The sequence below is a fragment of the Nostoc sp. genome, from assembly GCF_036918015.1.
Taxonomy (GTDB): Bacteria; Cyanobacteriota; Cyanobacteriia; order Cyanobacteriales; family Nostocaceae; genus Nostoc.
Map to the genome: position 1 here is coordinate 82,696 of NZ_JBALEO010000058.1, position 18,398 is coordinate 101,093.

Below are 18,398 nucleotides of genomic sequence, written 5' to 3' on the forward strand. Positions count from 1 at the left end.
CTAGTTATTGTCATCTTGTGGCTTTTCCTCGAACTTCTGAATATTCTGGGGTTGACTATTAGTCGGTGAATTTTGCTTTTCCAGTGTTGGTACTACCACAGCAGAAGGATCTGATTGTTTGGATTCTGCTGGTGGTGCTGGTGGTATAAGTAGAGGTTTTGATGGACTTACGGGTTGAGGGGAGGCAGGATTTTGACTAGAAGCGGGTAAGTTATTTTGTGGGAATGGCAATGGTGCAGGGGCGGGGGAAGCTTTTCGAGATGAGCGGATTGCCCTTAGTTTCTCCACTAACGAGGGTGTGGGGGAAACGCTAGGTGAAGGTGTAGATTGTTCGGAATCACCGCGTTGTGATTCTCTTGTAGGGCTGCTGGTAGATTCTTCTTGAGAAGAACGACGATTGCGGCGACGCTGCTTAGAATTAGAGCCAGGTGCTGTTTCGGTTCTTGAGGTAGTGTTAGTCTCTTCACCTCTGGGTGAAGATGTACTATCAAAATTAGGTGCTTTCGCGCCTGATTCTTGAGTTGGCTTTTCAACAAGTGGCTTGGCAGTCGGCTGCTGCTGAGATTTGGGTAATAAACTCGCTATCCCAAAACCTGCCGTAGCAGCAACTAAGGCTACACCCATACCAATAAATACTTTAGATGACCCCAGATTTTTAGCCAGTACAGTTTCCTTAGCCATACCTGGGTTGGGCTGCGCCAACACAGATGGTCTATGAATAGAATTTTGGGCTGTTTTTCCAATGACAGTTGCTGCTTGCTGGGCAGATAAATTGACAGTTGGCACTGCGTAAGTGGGTAAAACTTGCGATGTCCCATTCACCTCATTTCCAGGTAGCAATTGCAGCCACTCAGCAACTGTCGCTGGCCGAAAACGAGACTCTACTGCCATACCGCGCATTACCGCCTGGTTGACAGCAGCACTCAAGTGTGGTTGCAGTTCGCGGGGGGAAGGCATTTGTTCGCGATCGCGCAATAATGCTGGCATGGGAACTTGGGCTGTCAACAGTGCATACAAAGTCGCTGCTAAACCATAAACATCCGTGGCGGGTGTACGCGCCGCTTGCGTCATATACTGCTCAATGGGAGAATAACCCTCAGAAACCAAACCTGTATGGGTCTGCCTGACACCGCCATTAAATTCCCTGGCAATGCCAAAATCTATTAGTATTACTTCCTGTGTTCCTTGCCGAAGAATAATATTATCTGGTTTGACATCGCGGTGTAACAAACCGTTGTTGTGTACTACCTGCAACGCTGCCCCAATTTGCCGGATGTAATGAATTGCTGTGGCTTCTGGCAGAGTTATCCCTGGTAATACAAATGCGTCTCCCAAAGTTTCGCCAGGAATGTATTCCATCACCATGTAAGGCAGTCCAGCTTCCACAAAAAAGTCACTAACTCGGACTATATTTGGGTGAATACACGTAGCTAATCGTCTGGCTTCATCTTGGAATTGGCGCTCGAATTTGGCAAAATCAGGATGTTGTCGCAGCCGTTCATTGATGGTTTTCATCACCACCTCCTGACCCAAGTAGTGATGCGTAGCTTTAAAGGTAATGCCAAAGCCACCCCGCCCTATTTCTTGAATTAGGGTATATTTTCCATCCTGCAAAATTGTGCCTGCTAACATAAAGAGTCCTGAGTCCTGAGTGAGCAGATAAGTAGCGAGTCCTGAGTTTTGAGGGATTTCCCAAAAATTTTCCCATATTTTTATCGGGCAGGGTTCTTGCCTGTCTATCTTACGGGATGATTTAGTTATTGGAATTCTTGAAGTAAGAAAGACCTCCCCACGATCGCAACAGTTTTATCTTTCTCAGATGATAACGCGGGAGTGCAGCAAGCCTAAAGCGGAAGACGGGCTAAAGCTATTTTTTAGGTTTTATAAAAAGTAACATTGCTTAATTTTGGATTTTAGAGACATCTAAAATCCAAAATCTAAAATCCAAAATTCTTACAGTTGCCGCACTAATGGCTGACCATCTTTGACTTCGCCAATTAAAACTAAATCGACACAGTTAACAAAAATACCATTTTCCAGAACGCCGGGAATGTTATTCAATGTCTTTTCTAGTCCGGCTGGATCTTCAATAGAGTCAAATCTGACATCTAAGACAAAGTTGCCTTGATCAGTAATTACTGGCCCAGCTTTTTTTACACCCATGCGGAGTTCTGGTTTGCCACCGAGTTTTTTGATGGCATTGGTTACAGGAGTAATTGCCATTGGGATCACTTCCACGGGTACAGCGAAAGTAGAACCTAAACGCTCTACTAACTTGCCACTGTCTACCACGACGATGAACTGTTCTGCTAGGTAGTCTACAACTTTTTCGCGGGTATGTGCTGCACCACCGCCTTTAATCAAATTCTTCTGCGGATCGACTTCATCTGCGCCATCAATGGCAATATCGATGTGGTCAATTGCATCCAAGGTGGCGAGAGGGACACCGTACTGCTTCGCTAGCACTTCTGACTGAAACGAGGTAGGTATACCAATGATATCTTTGAGTTCACCAGACTTGAGGCGATCGCCCAAAAACTGAATCGTATATGCTGTAGTTGACCCCGTACCCAACCCGACAATGGAACCCGACTTGACTAGGGCGGCGGCGGCTTTGCCAACTTCTTGCTTCATCAACTTTACGGGATCTGCTGCTGCTGTCATTCCCAAAACTCCTGAAAAACTGACTATAGTCCATAGTAGTGGGCAGATAACGCCAAAACATCAAAGGGAAAAAACAAGTTTTTGCTGATTTCTACTCCCTTGACGATCAAAACCAGCTAACGCACTACGTAACGGCAGCAACATTGCCTAGCCGAAATTCGTCATTAACTGAGACTAAATTTTGCGTTAACCTCAGTAACGTAGTTTTTTAATTCACGTTAGCAGCTAAAAGTAGTTATCATGATACGTCAGCTTTCAATTACTCTCTCCTTAATGGCAGTACTACAAAGCTTGCCAGCAATTGCTCAAGTACCAGAATCTAATTCTGGAATACCAGCTGATTCCATTCAACAAGTAACTGCTGTCAAATGGATGACAAACTTTCCCGATGGTAAGTTTTATCCAGAAAGGTTACTGAGTCGGGCAGAATTAGCGTCGATTATGGTAAAGACATTTCGGTTAGATAAAAGAGAAGCTGTTACCAAAGAAAATTTAGCGATTCCAGATGTTCCTCGTTCTTATTGGGCATTTAATGATATACAGACAGTCTTAAAAACTGACATCATGAAAGGCTATCGGGGTAATGAATTCTTCCCTAATCAAAAGGTGACAAGGGCAGAAGCTCTGGCTATTTTCGCCCAGGCTTATGGTGTATTTCAATTTCCCGATACCGCTGTAAATGAGATTCTGGCTTCACATCCAGATGAAAAGTCTATCCCAACTTGGGCTAGAAAAGCGATCGCTACAGTAGCTACTGAGGGATTTCTGAATACAGATGCTCAAGGCAATATTTCCCCATTAAAACCCGTAACTCGTGGGGATATGGCTTATGTATTGAGTAAATATTTGCAACGACAACAGCAACAACCCGAAACACCAGAAGTTCCGGTGATTCCAAATAGCCCACAATCACCTTAACTAGACTTGATCGAGCCAACGTGCTTAAAATCAGTTTTGACCCGGATTTTTATACTTGTCTCGAAGTTGGCGAAGAAGATATACGGAATTAGACTGTGTTGGCTGTTGCAACACATTATTCCCATAATTAGTTTGTGGTAGTTGGGTCGGTTGCTGCAAGCCATAATTCCCATAATTAGATTGTGGTAGTTGAGTCGGTTGCTGCAAGCCATTATTCCCATAATTAATTTGTGGTGGTTGCATCGGTTGCTGCAAGCTATAATTCCCATAATTAGTTTGTGGTGGTTGCGTTGGTTGCTGCAAGCCATAATTCCCATATCCCACGGGGTTTGTGGGTGTGACAACACTTTGACTCGGACTCTGGCTAGAGTAAGGTACAGTATTATTTGGTGTTACATTAGGCACTACTTGACCGTTATTTAAATAAGTGTAAGGATTTTGCGGTAAGTTCGTACCCGTAGTTAACCCATTATTAGGCACTACTTGACCGTTATTTAAATTACTGTAGGGATTTTGTGGGAAGTTCGTACCCGTTGACGTGTTGCCTGTCCCAGGAGTTAAGCCTGTGTTTGGTAGAGAATTCTGACTGGTTAAGCTATTGATGGGTGGCATTAGGGTTGTTCCTGGAGCGGGGACTTGCCCTAAAGCATTTGTCTGAGTTGGAGTGGTACCATTGAAGCTAGACAATTTCTGGTTTGTCGATTGATTAAGCGCTGCTTGCAAAGGGTTGATAGAGAGAGAATTTTGATTCTTATTGGTTTGATTAGTGAATCCAACACCCAGGCTAGAAGATGTTTGGTCTGCCCCTGTTGGTTCAGACGCCGTATTTAAGGTTTTAAGACCTAGAAACGGGTTACTACTATCAACTGTTCCAGTACGCAATAAATTGTCTGTTTGTTGGACAAAGGGATTTTTCGCGGCTGGGGAGGTGTCGCCGTTAACACCTAAACCAGGATTTAATTTGGTATTAGCAGACTTTTGTTTGTTAATTGCATCATCTAATAAGCCTTTGCTCTTTTTTGCGTCAGTCTTTTCTTCAGGCGCATTTGCGTTTAATGAGAGAGTTGCTTGGTCAAAGTCATTAAATAAAACTGGCAGGTTATCAATATCTGCTGCAATAGCTTTGTTTTCTTCTGACAGTGAGGAATCAGCAGACTTTTGTAAAACGACTGGTTTTTTTTGCTTATAAACGAAAATATCTGGGTTTGACCAGTATTGCCAGGTTGCTAGCCCAACTACAGATAAAAAAATCGCAGTTCCCCAAAAACCAGGCCGCCCTAGATTCCATAACCTGGCTTTGAGATAGCGTAAGTAGGCGGGAGGATAATGACGATGTGGCATGGGATTTGCTAAGTGAGATTTACTATAAATTGGTAGAATTCGACGGAAGAGGCATTGCTGTTTGATGCTTTTATTGCCTGGGAAAGGAAACGTCTCAACTAAAGTTCGATTGTGATTTCATCCTAACTTCTCAAGAAATTATTAGTTACAAGTAAGTCAAAAATTTACTAATCACTATTTAAACTAAACGGTTTAGTTTAAAAATTAATTTTGAGTATCTTAGCTGCGATCGCTCCAGTTTCCATTTTCTACAGGACTAGCCGACAGATTAGTAGAAGTGGCATCTCTGCGGTGAAAATGGTTGACCGCTATTGACTAAAGCGATCGCCAAGTCTGTTTTTTATACCGGATAAAACTTGATTTATGAATTATAACTGTACAGACGGGCTATGACGCTCCTAACTTCTTCTTTAAATTATGATATACAAACCCCCTCAACCAAAGCTGTTGAGATGGATTGCATTGTTCTTAATTGGAACATTTTTGCAATTTTTGTTTTACATTCCGACACCAGTCTTATCCCAAAATTCTAATAGCTGTAGCAATATTACAACCCCGCTTACATCTGAAGAACAAACTTATGCTCGTGCGTCTTGGCAGTATTTTGTCAAAAATTATCAGCCAGCAACGGGATTTACCAATTCTACTGGGGGTTATCCTTCAGGTACACTCTGGGATATGGGTAACTACCTGATGGCATTGAATGCTGCACGATGGTTGAATCTTACCGATCAAGCAGACTTTGATTCCCGCCTCAATAAGTTTTTGACGACTCTTAGCAGTCTGAAGTTATTTGAAGATGCCTTACCAAATAAAGTCTATAACGCAGCCACTGCACAGATGGTTGATTATGGTAACAATCCGCTAGAGCGTGGTCTTGGCTGGTCTGCTTTGGATGTTGGGCGAATAATGGCTGCGTTTGATGTCATCCGTACCTGCCATCCTCAATATAATGACTGGCTCAAAGGAATTATAGCGAAGTGGCAGGTGGCGCGATCGCTCAAAGATGAACAACTTTATGGTGCTACTGTTCTCCCTGACAACAAAACCTTACTAGTGCAAGAAGGACGACTCGGCTACGAAGAATACGCCGCTAGGGGTTATCAACTTTGGGGTTTTTCTGCATCCAAGGCTATTGCTTTAGAACCGTTTAAATTGGTCGAAGTTAATGGTGTGCAAATTCCCGTTGATACGCGTGACTTTCAAACCACCAACGCTAATAATTATGTTGTGAGTGAGTCTTATATCCTTGATGGGATTGAATTTGGCTTGCAGGGTGAGTTAGCTGATTTTGCTGCTAAGGTTCTAGACGTACAAAAACGGCGTTTTGATACCACAGGTCAGTTAACTGCGGTGACAGAAGATAATATCGACCAAGCACCTTATTTTCTCTACAACACCGTTTACGCCAACGGTACAAATTGGGCAACTATTACCGATACCAATCAACCTTATCCACAGTTTCGCAGCCTCAGTACAAAAGCTGCTTTTGGCTGGCGCTATCTGTTTCCAGATAATGCTTATGCCCAAAAAGTTTTTGATGCAGTCAAGGATCTTCGCAGTCCTGATGATAGCGGTTACTATGCTGGCATCTATGAAGAATCAAAACAACCCAACAAAGCTTTGACTGGTAATACTAATGGGTTAATTTTGGAGATTTTATACTACAAATCTAGGGGAAATCACCCTTTAATTGCTTCCACTTCTGCGAGTGTGTCTACTAGCAAGCCTAGTGAGAATACTTCTTCAGCAACCCCTGCAAATCAATCGAATTCTACTGTTACGACTCCGATCGCAACACCTGCAAATCAACCGAATTCTACTGTTACGACTCCGATCGCAACTTCTAAACCTACAGAAGTAGCTGTTGCACCAATTCCACCAGTGGATAGTCCCCAGCCATCATCTAACCTGAAACTAGATCGGCCACTAACGCCTGTTGAACGGCGCTATGCAGAGGCGGCTTGGCGATACTTCCAAGCAAATTATCACCCCAAGAGTGGGCTGATAGACGATCGCAGTGATTTCAAAGGTGCAACCCTCTGGGGATTGGGAGATTATCTCGCAGCACTCCATGCAGCGCGATCGCTCGATACAATTACCCCCAAAGAATTTGACCAGCGTACCCGCCATCTATTAGGAGCCTTGACAAAGTTACCGTTATTTGCTGGTGAATTGCCGAGTCGGAGTTATGATACGCGATCGCTCCAACCAGTCGATTATGGTGGAAATCCAGTTCCCGAAGGCAACGGCTGGTCAGCTTTAGATTTAGGTAGAATGCTGGCAGCGCTTTACAACTTAAAAAGCTGTCATCCAGAATACACGGCTGCTGTAGATAAAATTGTCCTGGATTGGTCATACTTGCGTGTGGTGCGTGAAGGTATTCTTTCTAGTGCCACCGTTACCAAAGAGGAAGATGGGCGATATCTCACCCGCGTTAACCCCGAAATCCGCTTGGGTTATGAGGAATATGCCGCTCGTGCTTTTCAATTATGGGGGTTTAATCTCGATCGTTCTGCTGTTGGGGGTGAATATCAAACTGCCTCAGTGGAAGGATTGAAAGTCCCAATTCAACGCCATCGCACAGATACTAATTCTAAAGTTAACCAATACACAGTTAGTAATCCTTTTGTACTCTATGCATTGGAGTTTGGACTAGATCCAAAAATGCGATCGCTCTTTGAGCCAATTTTCCAAGCACAAGCTGAACGTTACCGTCGCACCGGCACTCTCACAGCCTCAGCAACAACCTTGATTGATCGTAAACCTTACACTGTCCACAGTACAATTACTGGACAAGGGGAGTCTTGGGTAGCTTTAGGAGATGACGGTCAACCAGTACCAAAAGGGCGATTGGTAAGTACAGCAGTCGCTTTTGCCTATCATGCCCTGCTTCCAGACAATAAGTATAGTCAACAGTTACAGGAAGGAACGACTGACTTATATAATCCATTAGTTGGATTTTATGAGGGCTTCTATGAAACCACCGGCAAAACAGCAGTTGGTTTCACCAGCAGCACCAACAGTATGATTTTGCAATCCTTGCTATACAATGTGACAAATCGACAACCCTTAATTCGTCCGACCACTATGAACTCCCTTTGGTGGCAGACAGTTAGCAAGGGAAATTCTGGGCGAGGTCTACCAAATACTGCCACACAACAAACCAAGTTAACTTCTGATAGTTCTGGAAGTTACTGGGTTTCAGATAGTGAAAAGACTCACCTAGTAACTGGCACAAAATAACATAACCAAAATCCTGATTTTCAGATAGGGGCAATTCATAAAACATTGGTGTCAACTTAAGCCGAAAACTATATCGGACAGGCGTTTTGCAAATCCCTCACGCCCTCATCCCCTAACCCCTTCTCCCTTGGGAGAAGGGGAATTGAATATCTAGCTCCCCTCTCACGGATGGGAGAGGGGCTGGAGGTGAGGGCAAAACGTTGTCACCAATAGACTTCTTGCATAAATCAAAAAAAGAACCCCACCCCGCCTGCGGGGCTACGGTGTATACACAAGCCTGAAATAGTTTACTCACCTGGTTTTTCGTGTCCGTTTTACCCCACCCTAACCCTCCCCTTGCAAAGGGGAGGGAACTAGATTGATTTCTTTTTCCCCCCTTTCCAAGGGGGGATTAAGGGGGGTAATTTGACTTGTGTATACACGGTAGGCCTGCGGGGAGGGGCTGGGGGTGGGGTGTTAGGGACTTTTGCAAGAGGTCTAATATTCATAGAATTGCCCCTACAGTGTGTAGTTTTGCATAAGTCTTAGTAATACCAAAATCCTTGTAGAGACGTAGCAGTGCTACATCTCTACATCCAGATTCGTAACTCAATTCAGCAACGCCAATTTTGGGTTTGTCAACAAAAAGTTGTTAGTCACAAATTTAACTAGGGAATACTTATTTTGATGGGGATGCAGATACATTAACTATCGGTACTAAGATGACTTCAGTTTCTCTGACAAACTTTTCTGGGAACAGCCGCTCATTACTCAAAAAAAGAACGCTGTTATTTCGTTATCTGGCAGAAATCAATTTAATTTTTGGTATCTGGTATTTGCAATGGCGCATCACCCATTCGATCAATTTTGATGCCCTCTGGATATCTATTCCTTTGCTGATAGCAGAGATTTACAGCTATTTCGGTGGCGTAATGTTTGTAATTGGGTTGTGGCGACCTTTAGTTAGACAAATTAAGTCTCTCGACCAGATGACCCCATCCATACCCAGAGCCGACTGGCCAACAGTAGATGTGTTTGTAACCTGCTACAATGAGGCGCCGGAAATTGTCGAAGAAACTGCCAAAGCCGCCCTAGCAATGGATTATCCCCCAATCAAGTTACGCGTTTATGTGCTGGATGATGGTAACTCAGCTGATATGCGAGCGATGACAGAAAGATTGTGTATTGAAGATTTGCAGTCAGCACAATTACAGCTAGAAGCCGAACGGATTGATGCAGAACACTATAGTTTGTTGGAACGCTTAAAGCAACTGGAAAATCTGACACCTAAGACTCAAGCTGCCGAACAATGGCTGCAAACATCAGAATCAGTGGTGAATCAGCCTGCGGCTGGATTTGTGCAAAGTTTGCGATCGCTGATTCTTTGGCTACCTGCGACTCATCAAAGTATTAGCGATTCTCCTGCGGAGACGCTACGCGATCGCCTAATTACCGAACGGAAAAATTTAGAAGAAGCTATTTACAAAAAAGAACTAGAACTAGTTGAACTCACTCGTTTTCGCTACATTGCTCGTCCTAAGACGCCTGGTGTAGCACATCATGCCAAAGCAGGCAACATCAATTACGCAATTTTTTCTGGAGAAACTTCAGGAAATTTTATTGTTACTCTAGATGCTGACCACATTCCCAAGCGAAATTTTCTCAAGCGAGTTCTGCCTTATTTCTACGCCTATAATCTTTCAACCGGAAAATACGACCAGAATCAAATTGCTTTTGTACAGACGCGCCAGGATTTTTACAATATTCCTCCAGGCGATCCTTTTGGACATCGAGCAAATTTATTTTATGGGCCACTTCAACAAGGTAAAGATGGCATGAATGCCGCGTTTTATACGGGCACAAATGCGATCCTCAGACGTGAAGCATTAGTTAGTGTCGGACTGCAAAATTTTGCTGATGAATTTGCCAAAGATGAAAAACGTTTAGATGAATTTGATTTAGTTGGTGGTGTATCCAGTAATAGCATTACAGAAGATATGAATACAGCCATGCGTCTGCATAGTGCTGGCTGGAAATCTATTTATCACAATGAACTTTTGGCAGAAGGTTTAGCCCCAGACGATCTAAGTTCTACTCTTAAACAGCGGCTACGCTGGGCACAAGGAACTATCCAAGTGCTAGTGAGGGAAAATCCACTGACAAAATCAGGGCTAACGTTTTGGCAAAGGTTGCAATATTTCAAGACGATGTATAGTTATTTCTCTGGTTTTGCAACTTTGGTTTTTATTTCTTGTCCAATTATCTATTTTTTTACGGACATTGTTCCAGTTAAAACCTATGGGTCTGACTTTGCCATACACTTTTTCCCAGCTTTTATTATTAACCGTCTGACTTTCCTTACAGCTACTTGGGGCATTCCAGCTAGAGAAGTATGGCGTTCTGAACAATATGCGATCGCTTTATTTCCCTTATTAATCCAAGCTGTATGGAGTGTCTTAACAGGACAAAAACTCAATTTCCAAGTCACACCTAAGCAGCGCCAATCCGGGATTTATCTCCGGCTTGTTTGGCCACAGTTGGTTGTTTTTATCCTTACCATCTTGGGAATGTTATGGAGCCTTTACCAATTCGCAATTGGTCATTTAAATAATCTTGATGTTCACCTACTCAATGGTGCATGGGCTATCTATAATTTATTACTTTTGTGGGCGATCATCCGCGCATCTGTTTGGCAGCCTCCAAAAGATGTTTAAAAGGTCAAAAATATGGCTATTTTGAAGCTTTTTAAATTTCTCGGAAATGGGTTGACGCTAGCTTTTTTAGTGCTATAGCAAATAATAGTAATCAGCAAGTATTAAAACAAAAATAATTGTAGACTTTATCTCTTGCAGTTTGCATGAAGTTAATGCCAAAATATAGCAATCCGGTAGCGAGTCAGACGCTCCTGCGTCGCTAACGCTGCGCTATCGAGCGTCTTTGATTTCTGAATCACTCGTAGAGGTAAGGACTGGGGACTGGGAAGAAGGAATAAAGGTGTACTGAGTTTTGTTCAAAAATCAAATATGAGTCCTATATAAATACATAAATACACAATAGGGAAATAAAACCATGAATTTGAGTGTAAAAGTACTAGAAGTATCTGGAATTTTAGATGGTATTAGAGGTAACGAACTACGTCGTGAAGTTAGAGGTATGCTAGCAAACGGAGCCGATATTTTGTTGATCGACATGAAAGAAGTCAAGTTTATTGATAGCTCTGGTTTAGGTGCTTTAGTATCAGCTATGCAAATGGTACGAACTGCTAATGCTAAACTGTTTGTTTGTTCGATAAGCGATCAAGTCAGGATGTTGTTTGAACTGACTAAAATGGATAGGATTTTTCAAACCTTTGCTGATAAAGATGAATTTCGCCGCCAAATATTGGCAACACAATAAGCTATTATCCAATCCAAACTTAACTATGCATATTTGACTATTCTAACCAAAATTAACTTTTACTAAAGATAAGTCATCATCAAGATTGTCTTGAGCATTTAAGGTGAGAATCTTTGCTAATAGTTGATTGAGGTTGCAAGTATGTTTTTGACTATATTTGGTTAGTAATTCAATGAAAGCATCGATCCCCCAGATTTTACCATCTGACTGATTAATTTCATAAGCACCATCACTAAAGATGTATAAAGTGCTGTTTTCTTCGACTTCCAAAACTGCATCCTCAAATTGAACTTCAGGTAAAAAGCCAATTGGTAAATCTAAAGAAGTTAGCTGTTTAACTTCGATGTTGTTAGTGGAGGTATTAGATAACAGTAAAGCTGGTGGATGTCCGGCATTGGCATAAATGAGTTGACGTTTAAGGCGGTGATAAACTCCATACCAGATTGTAAAGTATTTATCACCGTGCTTACTCATTTGGAAGGCATGATTGAGAGCTTTTAGGACTTCACTTGGTTGACAAAAGTTAGTGTTAGGTAGAGATTGCGATCGCAAAACATTCTGTACGGATACCGATAGGAGGGCTGAACCCACCCCATGACCTGATACATCTAACAAATAAATTGCCAAATGATCCTCGTCAATCCAATAATGGTCGAAGCAATCACCCCCTAGTTGTGCTGAGGGAATAAACAGATTTTCTGTAGTTACTGCTCCTACAAGCGGTGAGGGTAAAAGCGATCGCACATAATCAGCGGCCTCAGACAATTCTGCTTCCAAAATTTGCTTTTGAGTTTGCAAATCCTGATTTAGCGTCTCCAAAGCTTGCTTTTGACTTTGTAAATCCTGATTTAGCTGGTGTAACCTTAGTCCTGCTCTTACGCGTGCTTTCAATTCATTCATCTCTATCGGTTTAGAGATAAACTCATCCGCTCCAGCGTCAAGTCCCCTAACTCTATCTTCCTCCTCTCCTCGAGCTGCTCCCCTAGCCGTCAATAGAATAAAAAAAGTAGTTGCCAATTCTGGATCTGTTCTAATTCGACGACACACTTCTAACCCATCTACCTGGGACATCATCCAGTCACAGATAATCAGAGCCGGATGTAGCAGTTGTGCTTGTTTAATTCCTTCTTCGCCATTGCTGACTACAGTAGTCTCATAACCCTGCCTTTGGAGTGTGCTTTTCAGTACTGCTCGCACCGTCGGGTCATCATCAATAACCAGAATTTTAAACATAAATTACAGTTTTCTAAGTAAAATGATCGATAAATAGTTGCTTTAATTCAAGTTATATGCAATTTAGCGTTTCATGTATAGTAAAAGTACTCAAATTAAATAAACTAATTAACGAATATGATGATTTTAAAAAATTTATTTTCTTAGTTAAGAAGTGAATCATAAAATTTATCTCAAAGTCAATACAGACCTGACAGCTTCACCTCAAGTTTTATCTTGGTTCGAGCAAATGAATCAACCACCTATTACCGATAAAGAAATTTGGTGGCAATGTCAAACGCTGATGATCGAAGGCTTTACCAACATTGTTGAACATGCCCACAAAAATTTACCTATTGAAACTCCGATTGAGATGGAAGCTGTGCGGTTAGATGAATACATCGAAATTCGCATTTGGTCTCAAGGCAAAGCATTTAACTTAGAACAGAAATTGCACCAAACATCTGAATTTGAGGATAACGATCGAGAGCGCGGGCGGGGTTTAAAAATCATGTCCGCCATTGCTGACAAGTTGAGCTATGAGCCGACAGGAGATAATCGTTACTGTTTATTTATGAGTAAATCTTACAAAAAAGGATCGGAGTAGAAAGTCGGGAGATACTGACTATTGACTCCTGCTTAAAAAATAATTCAGGAGTCAGAATGGGCTAAACGCCCCGCTATCGCTAACAGGAGTCAGAATGCAATTAGTTGGGGATTTAGACCCGCAACTTTCTTGTTGACCACCAATTTTTCTTGTTTTGTGGGGGACTTAAACCCGTTTATTCATCTGCCAGCGATGCACTGAGCCGGTCGTTGTGTCGTACAGAATTCATACTGAATTCTGACTCCTGACTCCTGAATTCTGTTCTGTTAAAAATTCTTGGATGCGTTTAATAAAATCTTCTAACTCTACGATTAAGTTATTAGAACCTCGACGCTCTTGCTTATAAGCTAATTGTTCTAGTTTTTCTGCTGCCAGATGCATGGTTGTAACTCCCATATTGGCACTAGAACCTTTAATTTGATGACCTTGGAGTACTATTTGCTCAAAGTCATGAGCTGCGATCGCTATTTTAATTAACTCTAGACGAGGTTGAATATCCTCAACAAATATTTGCAGTAGTTCCAATTCAAATTCTGGGTTGTTTTCTGAGAGTTGGTGCAAACGTTCCCAATCAATTGGAAGGTTAACTGTACCGACATCTGTCGTAGTTTGCTCTGTGGCAGTTGTTTCTTTTGCCTCGAAGATCGCATTTCCCCAACGTTCTAGCGCTCCCGCCAATTTTTCTTTTATTACTGGCTTGCTCAAATAGTCATCCATACCGGCATCTAGACACATTTGTTGGTCTTGTCTCATGGCATTAGCTGTCATTGCAATTACCACAGGACGATAACCACTAGCAAAGCTGCTTTCTTGCCAACGATGAATTTCTTTTGTGGTTTCTAAACCATCGAGAACTGGCATTTGGCAATCCATCAGAATTAAATCGTAGGGAATTTTTTCTAATAGCTGCAAAACTTCTTTCCCATTACCAGCGACATCAGCGCTATAACCCAGACTTTTGAGTTGCTTCAAAGCGACTTTCTGATTCACCAAATTATCTTCGGCTAAGAGAATTCTTAATTTGTGGGAGTTAGGAGAATAATAGTTGCGGTTGTTTTCAGAATTTTTCAGTTTTAAATTCTGAATTCTGACTTCTGACTCCTCTTCTGGCTGCATTCCTAAGATGGTCATGATGGTATCGAGGAGTCGGGAAGGCTTAACAGGTTTGACTAAATAAGCCGCAAATCCTATTTTTAGCGATCGCTGGATTTCATCGCGTTGATTAGTAGAGGTAAGGATAATCAAAGGTAGCCCGGCGATCGCAGAATTTGCCTTAATTTTTTCTCCTAAAGTCATGCCATCTATTTCTGGCATCTGCATATCAATCACAGCAACGTCATAGAAATTTTTTTGCTTGGCGGCTTCCTGAATAGCTTTGAGGGCAGTAGTAGCCGAAGCAGCCTGATCCACCAGCATCCCCCAACTGGTAGCTTGATGGTAGATGATTTTGCGATTTGTAGCATTATCATCCACCACTAACAAGCGCCGATTGAGTAAAAGTTCGCGTTCGCCTTCTAAGGAAATAGGGTCAACTTTCTTGGCAAAAGTTACTTCAAACCAAAACTTAGATCCTTTCCCCAAGCGGCTTTCTACGCCCATTTCTCCTCCCATCAAGCTTACCAGTTGCTTGCAGATGGCTAATCCCAAACCTGTGCCGCCATATTTACGGGTGGTGGAAGCATCTACTTGGGTAAATGGCTTAAAGAGTTTGGATTGATCTTCAGGGGTAATGCCAAGACCGGTATCTGCGATCGCAAAATAGATAGTGGCTGTAGTTAGGGAAAGCGAACGCAATTCTGCTCGTAATACTACCTCACCCTTGCTGGTGAACTTGATTGCATTGCTAATCAGGTTCATAAGAATTTGCCGCAGGCGGCCAGCATCGCCTTGGAGGCGGGTGGGGACGTTGCTATAGATTAATCCTGCAATTTCTAATCCCTTATGATGGGCTGAGGGAGCTAATAATTCCAACACCTCTTCTACACAGGTAGATAAGTCAAAATCTAGAGTTTCTAGTGCCATTTCCCCAGCCTCTAGTTTGGACAAATCCAAAATTTCGTTGATCAGGCTTAAGAGAGCATCGCCACTAATGCGAATTGTTTCCATAAAATCCCGCTGTTCGGAATTTAGGGGAGTTTCTAGCATTAAGCTTGTCATCCCCAACACAGCATTCATGGGAGTCCGAATTTCATGGCTCATGTTGGCCAAAAAGGCACTTTTGGTTTGAGAAGCTAATTCCGCTTGCTGACGCGCAATTTCAAGTTCTCGTCGTTGTTGAGTTTCTGCATCTAACATTTGGGCTTGGGCTAAGGCAATACCTACTTGGTCAGCTATTTGCCGTAAAAGATGAGTTTCAAAGCTAGACCATTGGCGGCAACTGCCACACTGATGGACAATAAGTAAACCGCAGAGTTCTTCTTTGACAAGAATCGGTATGACTAAATTACACTGGACTCCAAATTGTTGCAGTAATTCGAGATGATTTTTTTGGACTTCAGCTATATCCAAGTCAGCAAGCCCCAGATCCGGTTTTTGACGGTACTGCTGTAGATAATACTGCTGGATATATTCGGCTTGAAAGTAAGTATCGACTAGCTCTTTCTCTTTAATTGCCAGCCAGCCAGAAATGACTGCCTCAACTACCGTGGCTCCAGATCCATCTGCCAAAGGCTGATAAATCAAAACTCGATCGCTATGGAGAATTTTTTGTACCTCAGTGACAGTGATTTGGAGAATTTCTTTGATTTGCAAAGACTGACGAATCTTGAGGGTGATTTCAGTAAATAGTTGCGATCGCAAGTTTTGGCGTTGGAGTTGTTCTTCTGCCTGCTTGCGCTCAATAAACTGCCCTACTTGCTCACCAATAGAATTCATAACTTTTGCCAAATTCGGGTCAGCTTGCTGGATTTTATGGCTCAAGCAGGTAATCACACCGATGATTGTTTTACCACTACGGATCGGAAAACCGAAAGCTCCATGTAGTTCTGCTTCGGCAGCTATTTGAGAGCGGATAAAACTCCGATCTTTAACGACATCAGCGATCCAAACAGGTTCAAGACTAGCCCAGACACGACCAGGTAGCCCAATTCCTGGTGCAAACGTGGTCTGGTGACTGAGAATGTCAAATTCTTGCATCTCGAAGGAGATTTTATACCATGAATTTAGCAAATACAGTAGATTTGCTCGCCGATCTACCATCCAAAATTCACTTAAATCCCATCCCAAACTTTCGCAGATTCCTTGCAAGATTTGGGGCATGGCTTCATTGATTGTGGTTGACTCTGCCAAGACACGGGTTGTAGCATACTCTGCTTTCAAATGCTGTTCAGTTCGTTTGCGTAAGCGAAGTTCCTCAAAGACATCGCTGATGTCAATACCTGTAGCAACAATGTATTCAACGTAGCCCTCATAGTCTTTCAAGGTAGTGTTAGTCCAAGAAATGAGCCGTCGGCTGCCATCCTTAGTTACCCAATAGTTTTCGTATTCTTTGGGCGCTTCACCAGATCGCAACTGCTCAAAAACTGCTTTAACCGGCTCTACCTGTTCAGGAAGTAGAAACAGGTTCCAGAAATGCCTCCCTTTCACCTCATCAAATGAGTAACCAGTAATTTGTTCGCAAGCTTGATTGAAGCGAACGATTTGCCCTTTCGGGTCAAGAACTATTACCAAAGCGCTGGTTGTATTAAGGACTGCTGAAATAAAATTGCGTTCTTGATTCAGTATTTCTTCTGTTAATTTCCGCTCTTTTGCTTCACGGTAAATAAAGTAGTAGACTATGGCCAGAATCAAAAAACTTAAACAAATAGCGATCGCCAGTGTCAAAACTGTGTTGTTAGCACTGGCTTTTGCAGCTTGTGACTGCTGTTGAAGTAACCCTCTATCGTCATTCTCTACCTCATTAATGATTTTGCGGAAATCATCCATGAGATGTTTTCCTTGATTTGTCTGGATTACCTGCAACGCCGCCTCAAATCCCTGATTTTGACGCAGGTATATAGTCTGCTTGAGTATGGCAAGTTTTGCAGCTATCAGAGATTCAAGGGTTACGAACTGCTTTTGTTGGTTAGGTTGATCTGCGATTAAATCTTTCAGTTCTACAATTTTGCGATCGATGTTTCCAACTACTGCTTGATAGGGTTCTAGATAACTTTCTTGTCCAGTGAGGATGTAACCGCGTTGTCCAGTCTCAGCATCTTTCATCTCGGACAGTAATTCTTCTAGTTTATTGATTTTCTCTTGGGTTTGTTGTACCTGATTATTCGTATCAATCAACCTGTATGTGTTTTGAAAAGAAATCACGCCAATCAAAACTAAAACTGCCGATGCTAACCCAAACCCTGCGGCTATCCTTTGAAAAAATTGTTTGCGTGTCTTCTGGGACTGTTTGCGTGTATCACTTGCCAATACCAAACTTGCTAAATTGCGGCGCATTTCTAGTTGCTTAATTACCTGGCGGCCAATAATTCGTAATGCTTCAAGTTGTTCTGGAGAGAGGTTTCTTGGTACATGGTCAATTACACAAAGTGTTCCTAGCGCATATCCTTCAGGATTAGTCAGCGGGATACCAGCATAAAACCGAACATTTGGGTCAGAGGTGACAAAGGGGTTTGTCGCAAACCTTTCGTCAACTGTTGCATCAGGCACAACAAAAACTTCAGGTTGCAGAATAGCATGGGCGCAGAATGCCAAATCGCGGGGTGTTTGTAGGGTATCCAAACCAACTTTTGACTTGAACCACTGGCGATTAGTATCAATTAAGCTGATTAAGGCAATGGGAGTTCCACAAATATACGAGGCTAAACGGGTGAGGTCATCAAAGGCTGCTTCTGAAGGAGTATCGAGTATTTTATACTGCAAAAGAGATTCGATTCGCTGTGTTTCGTTATCAGGTAATGGTGCTTTCATTCTCCAGCCTTATACCATTTTGGATTTTAAAAACAGAATTCAGAATTCAGAATTCAGAATCCAGGAGTTAGAAGTTAGAAGTTAAAATTAAGAATACTTTGATAGTCAAAGTTTATAATTTTCAAAAAAT

At 42.3% G+C, this 18,398-nt stretch carries 10 protein-coding genes; 5 read left to right on the top strand and 5 right to left on the bottom strand.

What is annotated here, in order from left to right:
* Together V7K61_RS13435 and rpiA are read right to left on the bottom strand one after the other, a co-directional pair.
* Positions 1-1,632 carry a serine/threonine protein kinase gene (locus tag V7K61_RS13435; RefSeq protein WP_335053766.1) on the bottom strand — a complete coding sequence of 544 codons (1,632 nt, stop codon included), beginning with the start codon at positions 1,630-1,632 and terminating at the stop codon, positions 1-3.
* A 321-nt stretch (positions 1,633-1,953) separates the two neighbouring features.
* Positions 1,954-2,664 carry a ribose-5-phosphate isomerase RpiA gene (gene rpiA, locus V7K61_RS13440; protein WP_335053767.1) on the bottom strand — a complete coding sequence of 237 codons (711 nt, stop codon included), beginning with the start codon at positions 2,662-2,664 and terminating at the stop codon, positions 1,954-1,956.
* A gap of 240 nt (positions 2,665-2,904) precedes the next feature.
* Here rpiA and V7K61_RS13445 point away from each other — a divergent pair, with 240 nt between their 5' ends.
* Complete coding sequence (locus V7K61_RS13445) at positions 2,905-3,582, top strand: S-layer homology domain-containing protein (protein ID WP_335053768.1); 678 nt, start codon at positions 2,905-2,907, stop codon at positions 3,580-3,582.
* A gap of 30 nt (positions 3,583-3,612) precedes the next feature.
* Here the strand turns inward: V7K61_RS13445 and V7K61_RS13450 are convergent, their stop codons facing one another.
* Positions 3,613-4,923: a hypothetical protein gene (locus tag V7K61_RS13450; RefSeq protein WP_335053769.1), complete on the bottom strand. Its 1,311-nt coding sequence runs from the start codon at positions 4,921-4,923 to the stop codon at positions 3,613-3,615.
* A gap of 417 nt (positions 4,924-5,340) precedes the next feature.
* On the opposite strand from V7K61_RS13450, the gene V7K61_RS13455 reads away from it, so the two are divergent.
* The 3 genes from V7K61_RS13455 (at position 5,341) to V7K61_RS13465 (ending at position 11,544) form a co-directional block, all read left to right on the top strand.
* Entirely contained in the window at positions 5,341-8,169 is a 2,829-nt protein-coding gene (locus tag V7K61_RS13455; protein WP_335053770.1) for a DUF3131 domain-containing protein, read from the top strand.
* Positions 8,170-8,870: 701 nt separating this feature from the next.
* On the top strand, positions 8,871-10,862 hold the full coding sequence (locus V7K61_RS13460) for a glycosyltransferase (protein ID WP_335053771.1): 1,992 nt from the start codon (positions 8,871-8,873) through the stop codon (positions 10,860-10,862).
* 355 nt (positions 10,863-11,217) lie between these two features.
* Positions 11,218-11,544, top strand: a complete 327-nt coding sequence (locus V7K61_RS13465) for an STAS domain-containing protein (RefSeq protein WP_335053772.1) — start codon at positions 11,218-11,220, stop codon at positions 11,542-11,544.
* Between the two features lie 42 nt (positions 11,545-11,586).
* Here V7K61_RS13465 and V7K61_RS13470 read toward each other — a convergent pair whose 3' ends face one another.
* Positions 11,587-12,777 (bottom strand): SpoIIE family protein phosphatase, encoded by a 1,191-nt coding sequence (locus V7K61_RS13470; RefSeq protein WP_335053773.1) that lies wholly within the window; start codon positions 12,775-12,777, stop codon positions 11,587-11,589.
* Between the two features lie 154 nt (positions 12,778-12,931).
* On the opposite strand from V7K61_RS13470, the gene V7K61_RS13475 reads away from it, so the two are divergent.
* Positions 12,932-13,363 carry an ATP-binding protein gene (locus V7K61_RS13475; protein ID WP_335053774.1) on the top strand — a complete coding sequence of 144 codons (432 nt, stop codon included), beginning with the start codon at positions 12,932-12,934 and terminating at the stop codon, positions 13,361-13,363.
* A gap of 225 nt (positions 13,364-13,588) precedes the next feature.
* Here V7K61_RS13475 and V7K61_RS13480 read toward each other — a convergent pair whose 3' ends face one another.
* Positions 13,589-18,268, bottom strand: a complete 4,680-nt coding sequence (locus V7K61_RS13480) for a response regulator (RefSeq protein WP_335053775.1) — start codon at positions 18,266-18,268, stop codon at positions 13,589-13,591.
* Positions 18,269-18,398 lie beyond the last annotated feature (130 nt).